This is a genomic window from Streptomyces sp. HUAS MG56, assembly GCF_058673395.1.
On the sequence record NZ_CM178722.1, the window covers coordinates 2,526,806 to 2,546,963 of the forward strand.

21 protein-coding genes are annotated in these 20,158 nt (G+C 73.4%); 9 read left to right on the forward strand and 12 right to left on the reverse strand.

Features of this window, described 5'->3' with window-relative positions; all coding sequences use genetic code 11:
• The first annotated feature begins 49 nt into the window (after positions 1-49).
• From AC4OXY_RS12125 to AC4OXY_RS12135, 3 genes are read left to right on the forward strand one after another with little or no spacing between them, the layout of a single operon-like run.
• Positions 50-307 carry a ferredoxin gene (locus AC4OXY_RS12125; protein WP_356030075.1) on the forward strand — a complete coding sequence of 86 codons (258 nt, stop codon included), beginning with the start codon at positions 50-52 and terminating at the stop codon, positions 305-307.
• On the forward strand, positions 297-1,688 hold the full coding sequence (locus AC4OXY_RS12130) for an NAD(P)/FAD-dependent oxidoreductase (RefSeq protein ID WP_356030074.1): 1,392 nt from the start codon (positions 297-299) through the stop codon (positions 1,686-1,688). Before AC4OXY_RS12125 ends, AC4OXY_RS12130 begins: the two co-directional genes overlap by 11 nt.
• A gap of 34 nt (positions 1,689-1,722) precedes the next feature.
• Positions 1,723-2,955 carry a cytochrome P450 gene (locus tag AC4OXY_RS12135; RefSeq protein ID WP_491993903.1) on the forward strand — a complete coding sequence of 411 codons (1,233 nt, stop codon included), beginning with the start codon at positions 1,723-1,725 and terminating at the stop codon, positions 2,953-2,955.
• Between the two features lie 29 nt (positions 2,956-2,984).
• On the opposite strand, the gene AC4OXY_RS12140 is transcribed toward AC4OXY_RS12135, so the two are convergent.
• Both AC4OXY_RS12140 and AC4OXY_RS12145 read right to left on the reverse strand, forming a co-directional pair.
• Positions 2,985-3,500 (reverse strand): immunity 21 family protein, encoded by a 516-nt coding sequence (locus AC4OXY_RS12140; protein ID WP_356030071.1) that lies wholly within the window; start codon positions 3,498-3,500, stop codon positions 2,985-2,987.
• A gap of 26 nt (positions 3,501-3,526) precedes the next feature.
• The gene (locus AC4OXY_RS12145; RefSeq protein ID WP_356030069.1) at positions 3,527-4,012 is read right to left on the reverse strand and encodes a rhodanese-like domain-containing protein; all 486 of its coding nucleotides are present in this window, start codon (positions 4,010-4,012) and stop codon (positions 3,527-3,529) included.
• A 94-nt stretch (positions 4,013-4,106) separates the two neighbouring features.
• On the opposite strand from AC4OXY_RS12145, the gene AC4OXY_RS12150 reads away from it, so the two are divergent.
• Positions 4,107-4,553 (forward strand): Lrp/AsnC family transcriptional regulator, encoded by a 447-nt coding sequence (locus tag AC4OXY_RS12150; RefSeq protein ID WP_356030067.1) that lies wholly within the window; start codon positions 4,107-4,109, stop codon positions 4,551-4,553.
• Positions 4,554-4,573: 20 nt separating this feature from the next.
• On the opposite strand, the gene AC4OXY_RS12155 is transcribed toward AC4OXY_RS12150, so the two are convergent.
• The 6 genes from AC4OXY_RS12155 to AC4OXY_RS12180 form a co-directional block, all read right to left on the reverse strand.
• Positions 4,574-5,368, reverse strand: a complete 795-nt coding sequence (locus AC4OXY_RS12155; protein ID WP_362821356.1) for an SAM-dependent methyltransferase — start codon at positions 5,366-5,368, stop codon at positions 4,574-4,576.
• 58 nt (positions 5,369-5,426) lie between these two features.
• A complete protein-coding gene (locus tag AC4OXY_RS12160) occupies positions 5,427-8,423 on the reverse strand; it encodes an AAA family ATPase (RefSeq protein ID WP_491993904.1) in 2,997 nt (998 codons plus the stop codon).
• Positions 8,420-9,583 (reverse strand): exonuclease SbcCD subunit D, encoded by a 1,164-nt coding sequence (locus tag AC4OXY_RS12165; RefSeq protein WP_491993905.1) that lies wholly within the window; start codon positions 9,581-9,583, stop codon positions 8,420-8,422. Before AC4OXY_RS12165 ends, AC4OXY_RS12160 begins: the two co-directional genes overlap by 4 nt.
• A 130-nt stretch (positions 9,584-9,713) precedes the next feature.
• Positions 9,714-10,340, reverse strand: a complete 627-nt coding sequence (locus AC4OXY_RS12170) for a YigZ family protein (protein ID WP_356030062.1) — start codon at positions 10,338-10,340, stop codon at positions 9,714-9,716.
• A 95-nt stretch (positions 10,341-10,435) separates the two neighbouring features.
• Positions 10,436-10,984 carry a SixA phosphatase family protein gene (locus AC4OXY_RS12175; protein ID WP_356030061.1) on the reverse strand — a complete coding sequence of 183 codons (549 nt, stop codon included), beginning with the start codon at positions 10,982-10,984 and terminating at the stop codon, positions 10,436-10,438.
• A complete protein-coding gene (locus AC4OXY_RS12180) occupies positions 10,981-11,799 on the reverse strand; it encodes a hypothetical protein (protein ID WP_362821360.1) in 819 nt (272 codons plus the stop codon). Before AC4OXY_RS12180 ends, AC4OXY_RS12175 begins: the two co-directional genes overlap by 4 nt.
• A gap of 143 nt (positions 11,800-11,942) precedes the next feature.
• Between AC4OXY_RS12180 and AC4OXY_RS12185 the strand changes: the two genes are divergently transcribed.
• From AC4OXY_RS12185 to AC4OXY_RS12195, 3 genes are all read left to right on the forward strand, one after another.
• Complete coding sequence (locus AC4OXY_RS12185; RefSeq protein WP_356030058.1) at positions 11,943-12,389, forward strand: CoA-binding protein; 447 nt, start codon at positions 11,943-11,945, stop codon at positions 12,387-12,389.
• Between the two features lie 214 nt (positions 12,390-12,603).
• Positions 12,604-14,241, forward strand: coding sequence for an APC family permease (locus AC4OXY_RS12190; protein ID WP_356030056.1), 1,638 nt, complete (start codon positions 12,604-12,606; stop codon positions 14,239-14,241).
• A 140-nt stretch (positions 14,242-14,381) separates the two neighbouring features.
• On the forward strand, positions 14,382-15,545 hold the full coding sequence (locus AC4OXY_RS12195) for a 4-hydroxybenzoate 3-monooxygenase (RefSeq protein WP_491994820.1): 1,164 nt from the start codon (positions 14,382-14,384) through the stop codon (positions 15,543-15,545).
• On the opposite strand, the gene AC4OXY_RS12200 is transcribed toward AC4OXY_RS12195, so the two are convergent.
• A complete protein-coding gene (locus AC4OXY_RS12200; RefSeq protein WP_491993906.1) occupies positions 15,539-15,892 on the reverse strand; it encodes an ArsR/SmtB family transcription factor in 354 nt (117 codons plus the stop codon). The two genes, AC4OXY_RS12195 and AC4OXY_RS12200, sit on opposite strands and share 7 nt — an antisense overlap.
• Before the next feature lie 61 nt (positions 15,893-15,953).
• Here AC4OXY_RS12200 and AC4OXY_RS12205 point away from each other — a divergent pair, with 61 nt between their 5' ends.
• Complete coding sequence (locus AC4OXY_RS12205; RefSeq protein WP_491993907.1) at positions 15,954-17,009, forward strand: cation diffusion facilitator family transporter; 1,056 nt, start codon at positions 15,954-15,956, stop codon at positions 17,007-17,009.
• A gap of 23 nt (positions 17,010-17,032) precedes the next feature.
• Here AC4OXY_RS12205 and AC4OXY_RS12210 read toward each other — a convergent pair whose 3' ends face one another.
• Complete coding sequence (locus AC4OXY_RS12210) at positions 17,033-17,590, reverse strand: YbaK/EbsC family protein (protein WP_376288331.1); 558 nt, start codon at positions 17,588-17,590, stop codon at positions 17,033-17,035.
• A gap of 34 nt (positions 17,591-17,624) precedes the next feature.
• Positions 17,625-18,197, reverse strand: coding sequence for a cupin domain-containing protein (locus AC4OXY_RS12215; RefSeq protein WP_356030050.1), 573 nt, complete (start codon positions 18,195-18,197; stop codon positions 17,625-17,627).
• A 109-nt stretch (positions 18,198-18,306) separates the two neighbouring features.
• On the opposite strand from AC4OXY_RS12215, the gene AC4OXY_RS12220 reads away from it, so the two are divergent.
• Positions 18,307-19,164 carry an EamA family transporter gene (locus AC4OXY_RS12220; protein WP_491993908.1) on the forward strand — a complete coding sequence of 286 codons (858 nt, stop codon included), beginning with the start codon at positions 18,307-18,309 and terminating at the stop codon, positions 19,162-19,164.
• 197 nt (positions 19,165-19,361) lie between these two features.
• Here the strand turns inward: AC4OXY_RS12220 and AC4OXY_RS12225 are convergent, their stop codons facing one another.
• Complete coding sequence (locus AC4OXY_RS12225; RefSeq protein WP_491993909.1) at positions 19,362-20,126, reverse strand: acyltransferase; 765 nt, start codon at positions 20,124-20,126, stop codon at positions 19,362-19,364.
• Between the last annotated feature and the right edge of the window lie 32 nt (positions 20,127-20,158).

The window sequence follows — 20,158 nt, forward strand, 5'->3', positions numbered from 1 at the left end:
TCTCGCATGCTGACGGGCGGGACATGACCACGGGAAGAGCGGAGCGTCGATGAGGCTCGTCGTCGATCTCAACAAATGTCAGGGGTACGCCCAGTGCGCGTTCCTCGCACCGGACGTCTTCGCGATGCACGGCGAGGAGTCGCTGATCTACAACCCGCACGCGCCGGAGGAGCAACGCGAGCGGCTGGCCCGCGCGGTCGCCGCCTGTCCGGTGCAGGCGATCACCGCCGACGGGCTGGAGGACCTCGTGACCGAGCCGGGCACCGGTCCCCGCCAGGTGGCGCCGGAGGCGTCCGATGGCCGCTGACCACCTGGACCGGCTCCGGCGCGAGGGCCGGATCGTCATCGTGGGCGCCTCCCTGGCGGGCCTGCGGGCGGCGGAGACGCTGCGCGCCGAGGGCTTCGCCGGCGAGCTGACCCTGATCGGTGACGAGCCGTACGAGCCGTACGACCGCCCGCCGCTGTCGAAGTCCGTCCTGCTGGGCATGGCGTCCCCGCGCCGCACCGAGCTGCCGCACCGCCGGGAGATCGACGCAAAGTGGCGGCTCGGTGTCGCGGCGACCGGGCTGGATCTGTCGGCCAGGCGGGTCAAGCTGGCCGACGGGGACGAGGTGCCGTACGACCGCCTCCTCATCGCGACCGGGGTGCGTGCCCGGCCCTGGCTGAAGGAGGACGAGGCCCGGCTCGGCGGAGTCTGTCTGCTGCGGACCCGGGACGACGCGGCCGATCTGGTCCAGCGGCTGGACGCGGGACCGCGCCGGGTGTTCGTCATCGGCGCCGGGTTCGCCGGTTCGGAGATCGCCTCGGCGTGCCGCGAGAAGGGCATCCCGGTCACCGTGGCGGAGCGCGCCGGGGCGCCGCTGGTGGGCGCGCTCGGTGGCGTGATCGGCGCGGTCGCCGCCGACCTCCAGACCGAGAACGGCGTGGACCTGCGCACCCATGTCACGGTGACCGGCCTGGAGGGCGACTCGATCGGCCGGGTGCGGGCTGTCCATCTGTCCGACGAGAGTGTCGTCGAGGCGGACGTGGTCGTGGTCTCGCTGGGTTCGCAGCGCAACACCGAGTGGCTGACCGGGTCGGGGCTGGGTGCCGGGCCCCGGGGCATCGCGTGCGACGCGGGCTGCCGGGCCTTCGACTTCCGGGGCATCGTCACGGACGACGTCTTCGTGGCGGGCGACGTGGCGCGCTCCCCGCACGCGCTGTTCGGCTACCAGTTCCTGTCGCTGGAGCACTGGGGCAACGCCGTCGCACAGGCGGAGACCGCCGCGCACAACATGATCTGCCACGGCGCCGACCGCCGACCGCACCTGTGGATGCCGGCGTTCTGGTCGTCGATGTTCGGCGTGAACATCAAGTCGGTGGGCGTGCCGCCCATGGGCGACCAGCTCATGATCACGCAGGGCTCGCTGGCCGAGCGCCGGTTCGTCGGCGTGTACGGCTACCAGGGCCGCGTCATCGCCGCCGTGACCTTCGACAACGCCCGCTGGCTGGAGTTCTACGCACGGCAGATCGAGCGGGGCGCCCCGTTCCCGGTGGAGTACCCGACGATGGACCGGCGGCCCGAGAACCGGCAGCCGGTGGCGGCCGACTTCCCCGACCCGTCCCTGCCGACCCACGGCCCCACCGTGACGCTCAGCGGCTACTCGCCGGCCGACCAGCAGCTGGTCTTCCACCCCGCCCGCCACTGACGGCCGCCCGGCCCGACGCTCCGAGGAACGAGTCATGCCGAAAGCCTCGCTGTTCCGCCAGATCACCGACTTCGCCAACCGCGCCGACCCGTACCCGCTGTACGAGGAGCTGCGCCGGACACCGGTGCTGCACGAGGAGGAGGACGGCCCCTACGTCATCAGCTCGTACTGGGACATCGAGGCGCTGCTGCACGATCCGCGGATCAGCTCCGACGCCGCCAACCTGGCCGCCGCCGGGGCCGACGAGCTGAGCCAGCCGGACGAGACGGGCGGGCTGCCGCCGTCGTTCATCCGGCTCGACCCGCCCGAGCACGACCGGCTGCGGCGTATCGCCAACCAGGGCTTCGGCCCGCCGCACCGGCCGCGCCGGATCGAGGGCATGCGCGGTGAGCTGGAGGAGATCGTCGCCGGCCTGCTCGACAGCCTCGGCGACGCCCGGCAGATCGACCTGGTGGACCAGTTCGCCTACCCGTTCCCGGTGACGGTGATCTGCCGGCTGCTCGGCGTGCCCCGCGAGGACGAGCCCAGGTTCCGCGCCTGGGTCGACCCGATCGTCGCCGGCCTGGACCCCGACTCCCGCACGAGCGCCGACTCCGCACGTGCCGCGCAGGAGGCGCGGCTGCAGCTCGGCATGTACCTGTCCGGGCTGGTCGAGCAGCGCACCAGGGAACCACGGGACGACCTGCTGTCCGACCTGGTCAACAGCCACGGCCCGGACGGCTCCATGACGATGATGGAAGTGCTCGCCACCGCGGTGCTGCTGTTGATCGCCGGCCATGAGACGACGGTCAACCTCATCACCAACGGCATGCTGACCCTGCTGCGGTACCCGGACGTCCTGCGCCGTCTCGCCCGGGACCCGGGCCTGTCGGTGCGGATCGTGGAGGAGCTGCTGCGCTACGAGCCGCCGGTGCAGATCGTGCCGCAGCGCACCTGTATCGCCGACATCGAGGTGCGCGGGGTCGTCATCCCCAAGGGCTCGCGCATCTGGCTGATGCTGGCCGCGGGCAACCGCGATCCCGAGCGGTTCAAGGACCCCGACCGGTTCGACCCGGACCGTGAGGACATCCAGCATCTCGGCTTCGGCAGCGGCATCCACAGCTGCTTCGGCGCCCCGCTGGCCCGTCTGGAGGCCCAGACCGCCCTGGCCGCGCTGGCCCGGCGGCTGGAGAACCCCCGCCTGGTGGCGGACCCGCCGCCGTACCGGCAGAACGCGGTCCTGCGCGGCCCGCGCCATCTGGAGATCGCCTTCGACGGGCTGAACTGACCGCAGGGGTCGCGTGCGCGGGGGCCGGGTCAGTGGCCGAGGCGGCTGAGGCGGACCAGCCCCACCCAGGTCTCGGGGCCCGGCTGGGCGTACGCGGCGCGCACCGCGTACGTGCCCGCCTCCAGCGGCACCCGGAGGTGTTCGACGCGGCCGGCGGCGCGGCCCGGCCAGGCCGAGTCGAACAGCAGCACCGGGCCGGGCACCCGCCAGTGCACCTCGCTGCCCCACACCGCCGAGTCGAGGGCGGCCGGGACACCGGCGAGCAGTTCGTCCTCGGAGTGGGCGGCGGACCACCGTACGAAGGTGGCGTGCTCCGGCAGGAAGGAGGTGGAGGCGGGTTCCTCGCCGAACACGAGGGCCGCGCTGTCGCCGACGGGCAGCAGACCGACGTGCCCGTCGACCTCGCACGCCCGGTCGTAGTCCGTGGCGAGGTCCTCGTTGTCGGCGCCCGCCCAGAACGACAGCACCGTCTCGGGCACGGCTATCAGAGGGCCGCCGGCCGACTCCACCCACTCCAGCACGCCTGGATCCGCGTATCGAGCCATGGCCCAAGAACCTACACGGGCCGGCGTCAGCAGCCGCACTCGCCTGCGACCGGCGCGGTCAGGGGGTCGGGATCGCGCCGCGCCGGTCCCTGCCAGGTGTCGTAGGCGAAGCCCTCGCGCACCCAGTACTCGAAGCCGCCGAGCAACTCCTTTACACGATAGCCGAGTTCGGCGAGGGCGAGGGCGGAGCGGGTGGCGCCGTCACAGCCGGGGCCCCAGCAGTACGTCACCACGGGCACGGAGAGGTCGAGGAGTTGCCCCGCCTGTTCGGGGATGCGGGCGGTGGGCAGGTGGACGGCGCCGGGGATGTGACCCTGGTCCCAGGACTCGGTCGAGCGGGAGTCCACGACGACGAACCCGGGGTCACCGCCGGCCGCCAGCGCCGCGGCCACGTCGGAGACGTCGGTGTGGAAGGCGAGGCTCGCCCGGAAGTGGGCGGCGGCCTCGGCGGGGGCCGCGGGGGCCACGCGCAGGACGGGGTTCACGGGGGCCGGTGAGGTGTGGGTGATCATGGCTGAGAATTTACGGCCGCACGCCCGGCCGTTGAAGGGGCGATCCACGGGCCTGCCCTTGCCGCGCCGGGGATTTCCCTGCTATCCATCCGGGATGACCGTGTATTCCCCGGACGCCACCGACTGGCGCATCCTTGAGGTCCTCCAGCGCGAGGGCCGGGCCAGTTACGCCGAGCTGGCGCGCGCCGTCTCGATGTCGCCGAGCGCCGTCACCGAACGCGTACGGCGGCTGGAGGAGGCCGGCGTGATCCAGGGGTACGCGGCGGTCGTGGACCCCGAGCGGCTGGGGCTGCCGATCCTGGCGTTCGTGCGGCTGCGTTATCCGAACGGCAACTACAAGCCGTTCCACGACCTGGTCGCCGCCACGCCCGAGATCCTGGAGGCGCACCACGTGACGGGCGACGACTGCTTCGTGATCAAGGTCGCCGCCCGTTCCATGTCCCATCTGGAGGAGATCTCCGGGAAGATCGGCGCGCTGGGCTCGGTGACCACCAGCGTCGTGTACTCCTCTCCGCTCCCCCGGCGCGCGCTGGGCCGCTGACCCGAACTGGGCGTACGGGGCTACGGTTTGCGGGCCACGCCGCCGAAGTTGTCGACTTCGGCCGGTGCTTCGGCGCCGTTCGGCGCGGGGCGCCACCGGGACGTGGAGACCAGGCCGGGCTCCAGCATCTCCAGGCCGTCGAAGAAGCGGGCGAGTTGGTCGGGGCTGCGGTTGACGCGAGGGTTGTCGCTCGCCTCGTTCCACTGCTCGACCATGGCGCGCTGCTGCTCGGGGTGGATGACCTCGGTGCTGTCGCAGAACACGAGGTGGCTGCCGGACGGCAGGGCGTCGAGCAGTCGCTGCACGATGCCGTAGACGGAGTCGTCGGTGACATGCGCGGCGATCCCGAGCAGGATCAGGGCCACCGGCTGGGTGAAGTCCAGTGTCCTGGCGGCCTGTTCGAGGATGCCGTCCGGGTTGCGCAGATCGGCGTCGATGTAGTCCGTCGCGCCCTCGGGCGTGCTGGTGAGCAGCGCCTCGGCGTGCACGAGGACGACCGGGTCGTGGTCGACGTAGACGATCCGCGCCTCGGGCAGCAGGCGCTGGGCGACCTCGTGGGTGTTGTCCGCGGTGGGCAGCCCGGTGCCCACGTCCAGGAACTGACGGATACCGGCGTCCCGGACGAGGTACTCCACGGCCCGGACGAGGAACGCCCGCTGCGCCCGGGCGGTGTCGAGGATCCCCGGGTTGGCCGCGGCGATCCGGTCGCCGACCTGCCGGTCGATCTCGTAGCAGTCCTTGCCGCCCAGCCAGTAGTTCCAGATGCGGGCGGAGTGCGGCGCGCTGCTGTTGACAGGCTGGCGTTCGACGGACATGCGGGCTCCCCTGGTCGGCCGGTGGTCACCTCACAACTTATTCCTCGCAACGGGGTCCTCACGCGCCCCGCTGCCGCAGCGTCGACCCCGTCCTCCCCTTGACGACCTCCAGTTGGGCGTGGATCCTGCGCCGCAGGTCGGGCACATGGCTGACGATGCCGACGCTGCGGTCGCGTTCGCGCAGGGAGTCGAGGACGTCGAGGACCTCGTCGAGGGTCTGGTCGTCGAGGCTGCCGAAGCCCTCGTCGATGAAGAGGGTGTCGAGCCGTACGCCGCCGGCCTCGTCCGTGACGACGTCCGCGAGACCGAGGGCGAGGGCGAGCGAGGCGAAGAAGGTCTCGCCGCCGGAGAGGGTGGCGGTGTCGCGCTCGCGGCCGGTCCAGGCGTCGACCACGTGCAGCCCGAGCCCGCTGCGACCGCGGCCGGAGCGGTCGTCGGAGTGGACGAGGGTGTAACGGCCGGACGACATGCGCTGAAGGCGCGCGGTCGCGGCGGCGGCGACCTGCTCCAGGCGGGCCGCCAGGACGTACGACTCCAGGCGCATCTTGCGCTCGTTGTCGGCGGAGGTGCCCGCGGTGAGGGCGGCGAGACGGGCGACCCGGTCGTACTCCTCGCGCAGCGGGGCGAGTTGCCGTACGGCCTCGGTGGCGCGGGCGGAGAGGCGGTCCAGCTCGGTGCGGCAGTGGGCGGCCGCGTCGCGCGCGGAGGCGGCCGTGCGCAGGCGGCGCTCCGCCTCGGCCGCGGTGCGCTCGGCCGCGGTGAGGTCGGCGGGCGGCTGCTGGGCGGCGGCCGCGGTGTCGCCCTCGGCCAGCACGGCCCGTACGGCCGCCTCCTCCGACTGCCAGGCGTCCAGGCGGTGTTGCAGCTCGCGGTGGGCGGCGTCGGCGAGGAGGGCGGCGGCCGCGGCCTGCGGGGTGTCGAAGCCGGCCCGGTAGGCGGCGTCGGCGAGGCGGGCGTCGGCGTCCTTCAGGCGCTGGGCGGCGTCCTCGGCGCTGCGCGTCGCGTCGGCGGCGTCGGCGAGCAGGGCGACGCGCCGCTCCAGCTGGGCGGCGCGCGCGGCCACGCTGCCCGCGTCGCCGCGTGCCTGCGCCAACTCGGTTTCCAGCTGGGCCTGTTCGCGCTCCAGGGTTTCGCGCCGGGTGAGCCGGGACGCGGTGCGCACGGCGGCCTGCTGGCGGTCGGCGAGGCGCTGCTCGCGCTCGCGCTCGGCGCGGCGCAGCTCCTCGTGGGTGGCGTGCAGGACGGAGGCCGCACGGCGGGCGCGGGCGTACTCCTGCTCCAACTCCCCCGCCTCTGCTTCCAGTTGACCGGTCGGGGTGTCACCGGCCTCGGCGGTGGCGGCGGCCAGCGCCTCGCGGACGACACCGAGGCGCCGTTCGTCCTCGGTGCGGCGCTGGTCGGCCTGCTGGAAGGCCCGGTGCGCCCGCTCCTCGGCCGCGCGGTCGACATGTCCGGCGTTTTTGCGGGCCGGGGCGGGGTGCGCGGTGGCTCCGCAGACGGCGCAGGGCTCGCCGTCGGTGAGATGGGCGGCCAGCTCGGCGGCGATACCGCTCAGACGCTGTTCCTTGACGTCGAGCCAGTGGGCGCGGGCGTCCAGTGCCTGCTGCTGGGACGCGCGCGCCCGGTGCTGTGCGTCCTCCAGGTCGGCGGCCAGTGCGTCGCGGGTGCGGGCCGCGGTGAGCCGGCGGTCCATCGGTTCCCGCCGGACGGCGAGCTGTTCGGCGCGGGTGGCGGCCTCCTGGGCACGGTCCACGCGGGCCTGGAGCGCGGCGCGAGCGGTGTCCCAGCCGTCGAGCCAGGTGTCGGCCTCGCGCAGCACCTCCTCGTCGGCGTGCTCCTGCCGGTCGAGCCCGTCGCGTTCCTCGGCCAGCTGCACGAGCCGCTGCTCGGCGCGCCGGGCCGCGTCCAGGCCGCCCAGCTCCTCGGCGGTCCGGCGGGCGGCGGCGGCCAGTCCGCTCGCCCCGGCGTCGGCGTACGACTCGGGGAGCCTCCCGCGCGCGCCTGCCTCGGCCGCCGCTGCCCTGCGGTGCTCCTGCTCGGCGGCCTCGCGCAGCTCCAGCGCGGGCGCGACCGTGTCCGCCTTGCGGCCCCGCTCCATGCGCTCCTGGGCCTCGCGGTGCGCGCCGGAGTGCTGCTGGAGCCGCTCGGCGCGCTGCCGGGCCTCGGCGAACCTGGCCTGGAGCCGGGCGAGTTCGCGTACGTCGTCCAGGGCGCGGCGGGCCTCGGCGTGCGCGGACTCCGCGGCGCCGAGGCGGAGGTGGGCGATGGTGAGGCGCTCGCGGGCGGTGGCGCGGGCCACGGCGGCGGCGGCGAGCACCTGCTCCGCCAGGCCCGGCTCGCCCGGCGCCAGGTCCGGCAGCTCCATGGTGTCGCCTGCCTGCTGCTGCATGCGGTGGGCGTCGGCGAGCAGGGCCGCGTCGCCCTCGCGCACGCGTGCCTCGGTGGCGCGGCGGCGGTCGGCGAGGCGTTTTTCGACGTCGGCGAAGCGCTGGGTGTCGAAGAGCCGGCCGAGCAGCCGGCCGCGGGCCTCGGCGTCGGCGCGCAGGAAGCGGGCGAAGTCGCCCTGGGGCAGCAGCACGACCTGGCAGAACTGCTCGCGGCTCATGCCGAGCAGCTGGGTGATCTCCTCGCCGATCTCCTGGTGGGAGCGGCTGCGGTCGCGCCAGGCGCCGGCCGCGCTGTCGTACTCGCGCAGCCAGGTCTGGGCCTTGTCGACCGTGGTGCCCCTGCCGCGCAGTTTGCGGCGCTCCCAGGGCGGCTGCCGGGTGATCTCCAGACGGCGGCCGGCGACGGTGAGGTCGAGGCGGACCTCGGTGCGGGTGCCGGGCTCGGCGTGATCGCTGCGCAGGGTCATGCCCTGGCCGTTTCCGCTCTGCCGGGCGCCGGGGACCGAGCCGTACAGGGCGTAGCAGACGGCGTCCAGGACGGAGGTCTTGCCCGCGCCGGTGGGGCCGTGCAGCAGGAAGAGTCCGGCGGCGGACAGGGCGTCGAAGTCGACGCCGAGGGAGCCGCCGAAGGGCCCGAAGGCGGTGATGTCGAGCCGGTGCAGCCTCACCGGGCCACCTCCCGCACGGCGTCGTCGGCGCGCACGGCGTCGAACGCCTCGCGCAGCACGCCCAGTTCACGGTCGTCCGGCCCGGCGCCGCGCACATGGGCGACGAAGTCCTCGGCGACCTGCTGGTCGCTGCGGCCCGCGAGCCGCCGGGCGTACGACACCTCGGGGTCGTCCGGGGCCCGCTCGGGGGCGAAGACCAGGCTGAGGGTGTGCGGGAAGCGCTCGGTGAGCCGGGCCATGGGATCGGCCGGGCGAACCGGGTCGGTGAGGGTGGCTTCGACCCAGGAGTCCTCGTACCGGGCCAGCTCCGGGTCGGCCAGCAGGTCGTCCAGCGTGCCCCTGACGCGGGCCAGCGGGCGCGGCACCGGGCAGTCGAGGCGCTCGGCGGTGACGGAGCCGTCGGCGCCGAGGTCGATCAACCACATGCTCTTGCGGTGGTCGGTCTCGGAGAAGGAGTAGGCGAGCGGGGAGCCGGAGTAGCGCACGCGCTCGGTGAGGGTCTGGCAGCCGTGCAGATGCCCGAGGGCGACGTAGTCGACGCCGTCGAAGACGCCCGCCGGGACGGCGGCCACCCCGCCGACGGTGATGTCCCGCTCGCTGTCGCTGGCCCGGCCGCCGGTGACGAAGGCGTGGGCGAGGACGACGGAGCGGGTGCCCCGCGCGCGCGTGGCGAGGTCGGCGCGGACACGGTCCATGGCGGCGCCGAGCACGGCCTCGTGTCCGGCCCGGTCCACCGCGAACTCGTCCTTCACCAGGGCCGGTTCGAGATACGGCAGCCCGTAGAAGGCGACGTCCCCGTGGGCGTCCGCGAGCAGCACCGGGGTGCCGGCGGCGGCCGGGTCGGTGCGCAGATGGATGCCCGCGCGCTCGATGAGACCGGCGCCGACGCCGAGGCGGCGACCCGAGTCGTGGTTGCCGGAGATCATGACCGTCGGTACGCCGAGGTCCGCGAGGCGGTGCAGCGCGTCGTCGAACAGCTCGACCGCGGCGAGCGGGGGCACCGCGCGGTCGTACACGTCACCGGACACGACCACCGCGTCCACGGCGTGCTCGCGCACGGCGGTGACGAGGTGACCGATGAACTCGGCCTGGGCCCCGAGCATGTTCACCCGGTGGAAGGCCCGGCCGAGGTGCCAGTCGGACGTGTGCAGCAGTCTCATGATCCCCGAGGTTAACGGCCGGGTCTGACATCACGGGCGGTTACTCCCGTATCGACCGGCGGCACGCAGGAGTTCGTACGGATATCCCGTACGTCGCGAATGGTCTGGATGTTCCGATCAGTCCGCTATGTCACGCGTCTCCGTAGGCCTCTCCGCCCAGTTCGAACCCCGCCGAGCCCGCCGTCGCATCGGCGAGCCACGCCCGGAAGACGTCCACGTCGGCGTCCGGCAGCCCGATCTCGATGGTGACCACCTCGCCGTACCGGACGTCGCGCACCTCCCGCCCCGTGGCGCGCAGGTCGTTCTGGACCTTGCCCGCGCGCTGGTGGTCGACGGTGACGGTGGCCAGCCGGAAGCGGCGCCGGGTGAGTGTGCCGAGCGTGTCGAGGGCCTCGCCGACGGCGCCGCCGTAGGCGCGGATGAGTCCGCCGGCCCCGAGCTTGACGCCGCCGTAGTAACGGGTGACGACGGCGACGACGTAGCGCATCTCACGGCGCAGGAGCATCTGGAGCATGGGGACGCCGGCGGTGCCGCCCGGTTCGCCGTCGTCGCTGGCCTTCTGCACGGAGGCGTCGGCGCCGATCACGTACGCCCAGCAGTTGTGGGTGGCGTCGGCGTGCTCCTTGCTGACGGCGGCGATGAAGTCCTGTGCCTCCTGCTCGGTGGCGGCCGGGGCGAGGGCGCACAGGAAGCGGGAGCGGTTGATCTCGGTCTCGTGCACGCCCGCGTGGGCGACTGTGCGGTACTCGTCCTGCATCCCGCCAGCCTAAGCGGTGGCGGGAAGTGCGGGTCCGGGCGGAGGCCGCGCCCACGCGCGCGTGGCGGCGGATCCTCCTCCCCGGCGGCGCTCCGCTACTGCTTCTTGCCCCCGCGCGGCACGGTCACCCAGGTCAGCAGGGCGACGCCGGGGGCGAGGGCGGACCAGCCGGTGCCGTGCCAGGTGAGGACGGCGATCGCGGACGTCGGGAACTTGGTCCGCACCCGCTCCAGCGTGTCGTCGAGACCGTCCCCGGCCAGCTCCAGGACCAGCTCCTCCAGCCCGGGGTTGTGCCCGACCAGCAGCAGGGTCTCCACCTGGGACGGCACTTCGCGGACCACCTCCACCAGGTCCGCCGCGTCGGCCGTGTACAGCCGCCGGTCGTAGCGCACCGGCGGCGGGGTGCCCCACTCGGCGGAGGCCAGCTCCCAGGTGCGGCGGGCGCGTGCGGCCGTGGAGCACAGAGCGAGGTCGGGCAGGCAGTCGGCCTCGGCGAGGGTGCGTCCGGCGGCGGGGGCGTCCTGCAGGCCGCGCGGCGCGAGAGGCCTGCGGTGGTCCTCGACGCCCTCGGGCCAGGCGGACTTGGCGTGCCGCAGCACCACCAGCCGGCGCAGCGGACCCGAGGAGCCCGCCCGCGCGCTCACGCGAGGCTCCCGAGGTCACGGGCGAGGTCGAGCGCCAGCAGCCGGTCCACGTAGGCGAACGTCTCGAACCGGGCGCCGTCGGGCAGATCCGGGTCACGCGCCACGTCCCGCAGCACGTCCAGTACGCCGGGCAGGTCGAGATCGTCCTCCCACGCGGAGCGCAACCGCCCCCGCACCGCCTCCGGCACCGGCCTGGACGGCCGCCGGGCCCACCCGGCGACGGACCGCCGCCACTGCGCCAGCCGCCCGGCCGCCGCGTCCAGTACGGCGGGCGACAGCCGAACGGGTTCACCCCGAGGGACGGAGAGCAGGGCGAGCCGCACCGCCTCGGGGTCTTCGAGGAGGGCCGGGAGCGCGGGGTGGGAGTGGAGGGTGGGACCGGTGCCGGGGGCGGGTGCGGACGCGGGTCCCGCGTCGCGGCCGACCGCCTGCGGCCCCTGGCCGTCCGTCTGCCAGTGCACCGGTGCCACCCGCATCACCGGGCCTTCGCCGACGGCGGCCGCGGGGTCGGCCGTCACGTGGATCGCCTGGGACTCGCCCAGCCCCGAGGCGAGGTCGCGGCCGTCCTCGAAGGGGCGGATGGCGAGGGCGGTGGCGGCCGCGCGCAGTTCGGCGTGCTGGTGGGGGGACGTGAGGATCGTCCAGACCGGGGTGCCGCCCAGCTCCAGGGCGCGGACCAGGAGGTCGGCGGTGAGGAGCACCCGCAGGGCGGTCGGGTCCAGCCCGGAGGCGTAGGCCTCGATGCGGGTCAGGCCGCGGCGGGCGGGCGCGGCGGGGACGGGCTCACCGGTTCGGTCGTCGAGGATGCGCAGCACAGCGCGAGCGTAGGCGGGCAGAGCGTCCTACGCAGGCATCTTGCTCCGATTCCGGACATGGCGGCGGCTACCGGGGCGGGAATCCGCACCCTGCGCTCCGCTGTTGCCCAGGCGAACTGTTCCCCCGAACCGAGGAGGCGGCCATGGCGGTCGTGCACGGCGACGGCAGCTACGACGGCGACGACCACGGCGACGAAGCGGTGATCCGCAGGATCCTGACCGGGCTGGGCGACACCTGGGCCGTGGTCGGCCTGTCGAACAACCGGAACCGGGCCGCCTACGGGGTGGCGCAGGTGCTCCAGCGGTTCGGCAAGCGCGTCGTGCCGGTGCATCCGAAGGCGGAGACGGTGCACGGCGAGCGCGGCTACGCCTCCCTCGCGGACATCCCTTTCGACGTGGACGTGGTCGACGTCTTCGTGAACAGCGACCTGGCCGGGGCGGTGGCCGACGAGGCCGTGGCGAAGGGCGCGCGGGCGGTGTGGTTCCAGCTCGGCGTCGTGGACGAGGCCGCCTACAGCCGGACCCGGGCGGCGGGTCTGGACATGGTCATGGACCACTGCCCGGCCATCGAAATTCCCCGCCTCGACTAGCGAATCTCTCCTTCTACTTACAATTCGACGCTGAATATTGACATTCGCACTAGGCATCTGACCTGTGACAAGACAGTGACCGAGCGTGGGGCCAAGACACCTAAGATCCCGGGTCAAAATTTGGTTAACGCTCTTTTGACGGCATGGAACGCACCCCTAACCTGTGGCCTCCTCGCCCGTTAACGCTGCGTATAGATCTGAGAGGCCACTACACATGGCGAATGTCGACCAGGCTGCACCGGTAGCCACAAGCGACACCGGTGGTCTGCGCCGAGACGTCGGACTGATCGGTCTGATGTGGGCCTCGGTGGGTTCCATCATCGGCTCCGGCTGGCTCTTCGGCGCCGAGAAGGCAGTCGTGGTGGCCGGTCCGGCGGCGATCATCTCGTGGGTGATCGGCGCGGTGGCCATCGTGCTCCTCGCCCTCGTGCACGCCGAGCTCGGCGGCATGTTCCCGGTGGCGGGCGGCACCGCGCGCTACCCGCACTACGCCTTCGGCGGCCTGGCCGGCATGTCCTTCGGCTGGTTCTCCTGGCTCCAGGCCGCGACGGTGGCCCCGATCGAGGTCGAGGCCATGATCGGCTATGCCAAGCACTGGCACTTCGCCGACGGCCTGCAGAACGCCAACGGCACGCTGACGACCAGCGGCATCGTCGTCGCCGTCCTGCTCATGGCGGTCTTCGTCGCGGTCAACTTCCTCGGTGTCCGCATCCTGGCCCACACCAACAGCGCCGCCACCTGGTGGAAGATCGCTGTTCCGCTCGCCGCGATCTTCATCATCGCGGTCGGCAACTTCCACCCGTCCAACTTCACCTCCCAGGGTTTCGCGCCGTTCGGCGCCAAGGGTGTCCTCACCGCGATCAGCTCCAGCGGCATCATCTTCGCGCTGCTCGGCTTCGAGCAGGCGATCCAGCTGGCCGGCGAGAGCCGCAACCCGAAGCGTGACCTGCCGCGCGCGACGCTCGGTTCGGTCGCGATCGGCTCCACGATCTACCTCCTGCTCCAGATCGTGTTCATCGCCGCCCTGCCGCACGCCTCCTTCGCCAAGGGCTGGGCGAACCTGGCCTACGCCGGCATCAGCGGCCCCTGGGCGGGTCTCGCCTCGGTGGTCGGCCTGGGCTGGCTGGCCTGGGTGCTGTACGCCGACGCGATCATCTCCCCCGGCGGCACCGGCCTGATCTACACCACCGCCACCTCCCGTATCTCCTACGGCCTGGCCAAGAACGGCTACGCGCCGAAGCTCTTCACCAGGACCGACTCGCGCGGTGTGCCGTGGTTCGGCCTCGCGATGTCGTTCGTGACCGGTGTGATCTGCTTCCTGCCGTTCCCGAGCTGGCAGACGCTGGTCGGCTTCATCACCTCGGCGAGCGTGCTGATGTACGCGGGCGCCCCGCTGGCCTACGGCGTCTTCAAGGACCGGCTGCCGAACCACGACCGTCCGTACAAGCTGCCCTACGGCAACTTCATCTCGCCGCTGTCGTTCGTGGTCGCCAACCTGATCATCTTCTGGTCCGGCTGGGACACCCTGTGGCGACTGGGCTTCGCGATCCTGATCGGCTACGTGCTGCTCGGCGCCTACGCGGCCTACGCGATCCGCAAGGGCCTGCCCGACGCCCCCCGGCTGGACTTCAAGGCCGCGCAGTGGCTCGCGCCCTACCTGCTGGGCATCGGCGTGATCTCCTACCTGAGCACCTTCGGCGGTAACGGTGACCTGCCGCTGTGGTGGGACATGCTGGTCGTCACGGTGTTCTCGCTCGTCATCTACTACTGGGCCAAGGCCACGGCCTCCCAGCCCGAGGCGATCGAGCGCAGCATCGAGGAGGTCGTCGTCACCGACGCCCCCGCGCACTGAGCCACACCGCTCCCGGTGTCCCGTCAGCCGATTCCCGGCTGACGGGACACCGTCATAATGCGAGGGTGATCTCCCCCTCCCCCTCCCCCCACCCGGATCCCGCGCACCCCGCACGCCGGGAAGCCGGTACGGTCGTCGTCGTGGGCGCCGGTCCCGCCGGGCTCGCCGTCGCCAACATCCTGCGGGCCGCCTCGGTCGACTGTGTCGTCCTGGAGACCGAGAGCAGGCAGTTCATCGAGACCCGGGCCCGGGCCGGTGTCATCGAGGAATGGGCGGTGCGCGAACTCGGCCGCCGCGGCCTCGCGGGGCACCTGCCGCAGCGGGCCGAGCTGCACAGCGCCTGCGAGTTCCGCTTCGCCGGCGAGCGGTACCGCTTCCCCTACGCCGAACTGACGGGCCGTCACCACTATGTCTACCCGCAGCCGTTGCTGGTGACGGACCTGGTGCGCGAGTACGCCGACGTGCGCGGCGGTGACATCCGCTTCGGCGTGCGCGACGTCACGCTGCACGACCTGGACACGGACCGGCCGGCGGTGTCGTACCGCTGTCCGGACACGGGTGAACGGCGGCTGCTGCGCTGCGACTTCGTCGCGGGGTGCGACGGGGCGCGCGGGGTGACGCGCGACGCGATTCCCGAGCGGCACCGGCGGATCGTCCGGCAGGACGACGGCATCGGCTGGCTGGCGCTGCTCGCCGAGGTCCCGCCGTCGACGGACTGTGTCCTGTTCGGCGTCCATCCGCGCGGCTTCGCCGGGCAGATGCCCCGCAGCCCCGGGGTGACCCGGTTCTACCTCCAGTGCCCGCCCGGCGACGATCCGGAGAACTGGCCGCACGAGCGGGTCTGGACCGAGCTGCGCGAGCGGCTGGCCGCGACCGGGGCGCCCCCGCTGACCGAGGGGCGGATCGTCGAGAAGCGGGTGCTGGACATGCACCACTACGTCGTCGAACCCCTCTCCCACGGGCGGCTGTTCCTGGCCGGCGACGCCGGTCACCTGGTCGCGCCGATCGCCGCGAAGGGGATGAACCTCGCCCTGCACGACGCCTTCCTGCTCGGCGACGCGCTCGTCTCGTACGTCACGGAGGGGGACGGCGCCGGCCTGGACGGCTACTCGGCCGCGGCGCTGCGCCGGGTGTGGGACTACCAGGAGTTCTCGCAGTGGCTGTCGGACATCTACCACGGTGTCGCGTCCGGTGATCCGTTCCGCGCCGGCACCACGCTGGCCCGGCTGCGCCGGCTGTTCTCCTCGCCCGCAGCGGCGGCGGCCTTCGCCGAGCAGTACCTCGGCACGGCCTCCGCCTACTGAGCCCGTTCGGCGAGGTGGTGGTCGGCGGTCTTCAGCGCCTCGTCCACCAGCCGCCGCAGGTGCCCGTGCGCGAGCGAGTAGACCACCCGGCGGCCCTCCTTGCGGGTCCGCACCAGACCCGCGAGCCGCAGCCGGGCCAGATGCTGGCTCACGGCGGGACGGGCCGCGCCGCATGCCCCGGTGAGCGTCGTGACGTCGGCCTCGCCCGCCGTCAGCGCGTGCAGCAGGGTGAGGCGGGTGCGGTCACCGAGCAGGTCGAGCAGCTCGGCGGCCAGCGCGAACTGCTCCTCGCCCGGGCTGCGCGGATGCGTATGGTGCGCAGGTGACAAGTGCATGCGTGCGCTCATACGCACATAATGGTCCCATGGACGCCGCACGTCCACTCCCGCACACCGGAAGGGGAGCCACGTGAGCGACCGGCACTCTCACCAGTACGCGCACGGGCACGCACACGGACAGGGGCAAAGCCACCGCGCCGCCGGTCTCCGGCACCGCCTCACGCATCTGCTCACCCCGCACTCCCACGAGAGCGCCGACAAGCTGGACTCCGCCCTGGAGTCCTCGGCGCGCGGGATGCGGGCGCTGTGGGTGTCGTCGGCCGCGCTCGGGGCGACGGCGCTGACACAGGCGGTCGTGGTGGCCGTGTCCGGTTCGGTGGCGCTGCTCGGGGACACCGTGCACAACGCCGCCGACGCGCTGACCGCCGTCCCGCTCGGCATCGCCTTCGTCCTGGGGCGGCGGGCGGCGACGCGTCGGTTCACCTACGGCTACGGCCGGGCCGAGGATCTGGCGGGGCTGGTGATCGTGCTGACGATCGCCGCGTCGGCGGCCTTCGCCGCGTGGGCGGCCGTCGGCCGGCTGCTCGAACCGCGCCCGGTCAGCCATCTCCCGGCCGTCGCGGCGGCCGCCCTGGTCGGCTTCGCCGGCAACGAATGGGCGGCCCGTCACCGGATCCGGGTGGGCCGCGCGATCGGTTCGGCGGCGCTCGTCGCCGACGGGCTGCACGCGCGCACCGACGGGTTCACCTCGCTGGCCGTGCTGGCCGGCGCGGGCGGCTCCGCGCTCGGCCGGCAACTGGCCGACCCGGTCGTGGGGTTGGCGATCACGGCCGCGATCGCGCTGGTGCTGCGGGACGCGGCGCGGGAGGTGTTCCGGCGGATCATGGACGCCGTCGACCCGGCGCTGGTGGACCGGGCCGAGCGGGCGGTGCGTGCGGTGCCGGGCGTGCGCGAGGTGGGCGAGCTGCGGCTGCGCTGGATCGGGCACCGGCTGCGCGCCGAGCTCGCGGTGGTCGTGGACGGTGAGGCGACGGTGCGGCAGGCGCACGCGATCGCCGTCGAGGCCGAACACGCCCTGCTGCACGCCGTACCGAGGCTGACGGCCGCCCTCGTGCACGCCGATCCGGCACCGGTGCCGGGCGAGCGCGACCCGCACCTGGCACTGGCCCACCATCTGACCGCCTGACGCGGGCCTCCGGCAGCCCGGCCTCAGGCGGTCCCGAGTCCCTCCAGCACCACGGCGCCGGGCAGTTCGGCGAGGGCCTTGCCGGGGACCAGCAGCTTGCCGCGCCGGCGTCCGCTGCCGACGAGGACGTACGGCAGGTCGGCGACCGCCGAGTCCACGAGCACCGGCCAGCCGGCGGGCAGGCCGACCGGGGTGATGCCGCCGTATTCCATGCCGGTCTCGCCGGTCGCCGTGTCCATCGACGCGAACGAGGCCTTGCGGGCGCCGAGTTGGCGGCGCACGACGCCGTTGACGTCGACCCGGGTGGTGGACAGCACGAGGCACGCGGCGAGGGAGGTCTCGCCGCCGCGCCGGCCCGCGACCACCACGCAGTTCGCCGACTGCTCCAGCAGGCCGCGGCCGTAGTGCTCCACGAAGACGGCGGTGTCGGCCCAGCGCGGGTCGGTCTCGACGTAGAGGATCCGGTCGGCGGGGACGGCGCCCTGCCAGTGCCGTACGGCGTCGGCGACGGGTGCGATCAGGTCGTCCAGGCAGTCCGGGGCCGGGGTGGCGGTGTCGAAGTCTCCGATGGGTGCGCGCATGGCCGCACGCTAACAGCCCGCGGCGCGGGGCCGTTCAGCGCACGGGCGGCACGGAGACGGCCATGACCATCTCCATCGGTACGTCGCCCTCGTTGCCGTACGTGTGCCGGGTGCTCGCCTCGAACGTGGCGCTCGCGCCGGCCGCCACCAGGTGGGCCACGCCGTCGACGGTGAGGGTCAGTTCGCCGGCGGTGACGTGGACGAGTTCCACGGTGCCCACCGGATGCGGCTCGGAGGGGCTGGACTCGCCCGGCATCAGCCGCCAGTCCCACATCTCGACCGGGCCGGGCGCCTCCGTGCCCGCCAGCAGGCGGTTGTAGCTGCCGGCGTCGGTGTGCCACAGGCGTACGGCCTGGTCGGGGGCGACGATACGGACCTTGGGGCCCTGTTCGTAGTCGAGCAGGGTGGTGATGCTGACGCCGAGCGCGTCGCCGATCTTGACGACGGTGCCGAGGCTGGGGTTCGTCCGGGCCTGCTCGATCTGGATGAGCATGCCGCGGCTGACTCCCGCACGGGCCGCGAGCACGTCCAGGGTGAAGCCGCGCACCGTGCGCCAGTGCTTGACGTTGCGCGCCAGGGACTGGGTCAGCAGGTCGAGGTCCGACACATCACGTCCATCGAGAGGAGAGTTCACTATATGGGATGACGTAGTTCATTGTGCTGAACTACGGTGGGGTGCACCCGATCATGCAGCAAACTGTACTGCGAGGCCGTCCGTGACAGCATTCTTCGCCCTCACCACCAGTCTCCTGTGGGGCCTGGCCGACTTCGGCGGCGGACTGCTGACCCGGCGTACGCCCGCGCTGACGGTCGTCGTGGTCTCCCAGTCCATCGCGGCGGCCGTCCTGGGCGCGATCGTCGTCGCGACCGGTGGCTGGGGGGAGGCCGGGCCCCGGCTGTGGTTCGCGTTCGCGGCGGGGCTGGTCGGCCCGGTCGCCCTGCTCTCCTTCTACAAGGCCCTGGCGCTCGGCCCCATGGGAGTCGTCTCGCCGCTCGCCACCCTCAGCGTGGCCGTCCCGGTCGGTGTCGGCCTGGTCCTCGGCGAGCGCCCGGGGCTGCTCCAGGTCGCGGGCATCGCGGTCGCCGTCACCGGCGTCGTCCTCGCGGGCGGGCCCCAGCTGCGCGGCGCGCCGGTACAGCGGCGGACAGTCCTGCTCACCCTGGTCGCGGCGCTCGGCTTCGGCACGGTGTTCGCCCTGATCACCGAGGCCTCGACCGATGTGACCGGGCTCTTCCTCGCCCTCTTCGTGCAGCGGCTGACCAATGTCGCGGTCGGCGCGACCGCGCTCGCCGTCTCCGTCCGCCGGGGCGGCCGCGGCCTGCCGGACGGCGGCTTCCCGTGGGCCTCGCTGCCCGCGCTGGCCTTCGTCGGGCTCGCGGACGTGGCCGCCAACGGCACCTACGCGATCGCCGCCCGGCTCGGCCCGGTCACCGTCGCGGCGGTGCTGGCCTCGCTGTACCCGGTGGTGACCGCGCTGGCCGCCCGCGGCTTCCTCAGCGAGCGGCTGCGCGCGATCCAGGCAGCGGGCGCGGCGCTCGCCCTGCTCGGCACAGTGCTGCTGGCGACCGGCTGAAACAACCCGCCCCCGCTTCCAGGCCGCTCTCACTCCCGCCCTGGAAACACCCTTCGCCCCCGCCTCGGCCCCCACCCCGGAAACGCCCCCCGCCGCGACGCCGCCCCGGAACCAGCCTCGGCCCCGACACGGCCCGGGCTTCGGCTCGGCCCCCGACCCGGCCGCGCCCCGGCTCAGCCTTCGACCCCGGCCCCGGCTCAGCTCTCTGCTTCGAGTTCGGCGAGGCGGGTCACCGTGGCCTCGTCCAGTTCTGCCAGTGCCCGGAGCTGCTCCGGTGTCGTGTCGGCCGGGATCGGGACCGGGGCCGGGGTGCGCAGTGGGGGTTGCCAGCCGTCGGCGGGGGTCCAGCGCCGGACGACGCGGGCCGGTGCTCCGGCCACCACGGCGTGGTCGGGCACCGCGCCACGCACCACGGCACCGGCCGCGACGACGACGTTCCGGCCGATCCGCGCCCCGGGCAGGATCACCGCACCGGTGCCGATCCAGCAGCCCGGGCCGATCTCCACCGGCTCCATCCGCGGCCACTGCCTGCCGATGGGCTCGTGCGGGTCGTCGTAGGAGTGGTTGGTGGAGGTGACGTAGACGTACGGGCCGAAGTAGCAGTCGCGGCCGATGGTGACCGTCGTGTCCGCGATGACGTGGCTGCCGCGGCCGAGGACGACTCCGTCGCCGATGCACAGGATCGGGTCCGGGCCGAGGTCCAGGTCCGGCATCAGGCCGGCGGTCAGCGTGACCTGCTCGGCGATGATGCAGTGGGAGCCGAGGTGGATCCAGGGTTCACCGAAGACGGTGCCGAGCGGGAAGGCGAGGCGGGTGGCTTCGCCGATCGCGCCGAACCGGTACCCCGCCGGGTGCTCGGCCGAGACGGAGCCGGCGCGCTGTATCCAGGCCCAGGCCTGGTGGACGACACGTTGCGCCGCACGGCGTCGCCGGAATGAGAACGTGTTCTTCCGCTGGGGCACGGGGTTACGTTACTAAGCGGACGCTTTCGGCG